Source organism: Streptomyces sp. NPDC006265, from assembly GCF_040613555.1.
Classification (GTDB): domain Bacteria; phylum Actinomycetota; class Actinomycetes; order Streptomycetales; family Streptomycetaceae; genus Streptomyces.
The window spans coordinates 1-1285 of record NZ_JBEXSH010001448.1 but is presented as its reverse complement, the minus strand read 5'-3'; the positions used below and the strand labels follow the sequence as shown (position 1 = coordinate 1285).

The 1285-nt window shown below is 72.5% G+C and carries 2 protein-coding genes; both read left to right on the top strand.

Translation table 11 applies throughout. The features are described 5' to 3' along the window. The first annotated feature begins 18 nt into the window (after positions 1–18). On the top strand, positions 19–420 hold the full coding sequence (locus ABZ281_RS49705) for a hypothetical protein (RefSeq protein WP_356665477.1): 402 nt from the start codon (positions 19–21) through the stop codon (positions 418–420). Positions 421–751: 331 nt separating this feature from the next. After that, on the top strand, positions 752–1279 hold the full coding sequence (locus ABZ281_RS49700) for a DUF4232 domain-containing protein (RefSeq protein WP_356665475.1): 528 nt from the start codon (positions 752–754) through the stop codon (positions 1277–1279). Positions 1280–1285: the final 6 nt, after the last annotated feature.

Below are 1285 nucleotides of genomic sequence, written 5' to 3'. Positions count from 1 at the left end.
GTTGCGATTGACGCTTGAATGATCGGCGTCAGAGGAGCAGCGTACGGGGAGTCAGCGTCCGCCGGCACGGGCGGCGACTCCGGGTCCGGTTCCGGGGAGTCGGCCGGCGGCGAACTGGCGGGCAGCTGGCTCGCGACGACCGGCGGCAAGGCCGTGGCCCTGGTGATCACCGGCAAGCAGGCCGCGCTGTTCGGCACCGGCGGGAGCGTGTGCAGCGGCACCGCGGGCGAGGAGTCCGGGATGCGCATGATCCGCCTGAAGTGCACGGACGGCTCCAAGGACCGGGCGACCGGCATGGTCGACTCCGTGAGTGGGAGAAGCCTGAAGGTCACCTGGGAGGGCGGCCTCGGCGCGGAGACCTACCGGAAGGCCGAGGGCGGCAAGCTCCCGACGGGCCTGCCGACGGCAAGCCTCGGCTGACACCCGACGGCGTACGGACGGGCCACGGATCGCCTGAGGGCACCGCGGCCCGTCCGGCGTTCGGGCGGTCACCGGGGGCCGAGGGCTCGAACGGTCACCGGGGGCTCAGGGGCCCGTCCGGGGTTGGGGGAGTCACCGCGGCCAAGGCACCCGCCGACGTTCGCGCAGTCACCGCGAGCCCAGACACCCGTCGGCGATCGCGCAGTCAGCGGGTGCCCAGGGGCCCGTCCGCGTTCGGGGGAATCGTAGGGGGTGCGTGCCCCTGCGGCAGTCGCGTGCGTGATGATCCAGGGGCCCGATGCCGCTTTGTTCGACACGTCCAGAGGACCTCATGCGCACCTACCCCCTCACCCTGGCCGCCGCCCTCGCCGCGACGGCCCTGCTGACCGGTTGCAGCGACGACAAGTCCGGTGGCGACGACGTCAAGAACGCGGACCGGCCGAGCGACTCGGCCTGCGCGCTCGGCGACATGGGTGTGGAGGTCGGCGCCGGCGCCGCCCCGGCCGCGGGGGACACCGGCACCGTCACCGTCACGCTCACCAACAAGGGCGCGCAGTGCACGCTCAAGGGCTTCCCCGCCGTGGACCTGCTGGCCGACGACAAGACGACCTCCGTCTCCCCGGACGAGGGCGCGAAGGCCCAGTCGCTGGCCTTCGGGAAGGGCGGCACCACATCCTTCACGATCACCTACGTCCGGGGCGAGGCGGGCTCCGCGGAGAGTCTCGACGTGCACAAGGCGTCCTTCACCCTGCCCGGCGACACCAGGACGGCGCACGAACTGACGTGGTCGTACGGCGCGGTCGCATGGACGGACGACAAGAAGCCCTCGGTGAGCGGCTTCGAGACGTCGGGCGTCTGACGGCAC

What these genes read in the sequence shown, in the direction of transcription:
- ABZ281_RS49705 (WP_356665477.1), top strand. Translation starts at nt 19, where the DNA reads ATGATCGGCGTCAGAGGAGCAGCGTACGGGGAGTCAGCGTCCGCCGGC.
- ABZ281_RS49700 (WP_356665475.1), top strand. Translation starts at nt 752, where the DNA reads ATGCGCACCTACCCCCTCACCCTGGCCGCCGCCCTCGCCGCGACGGCC.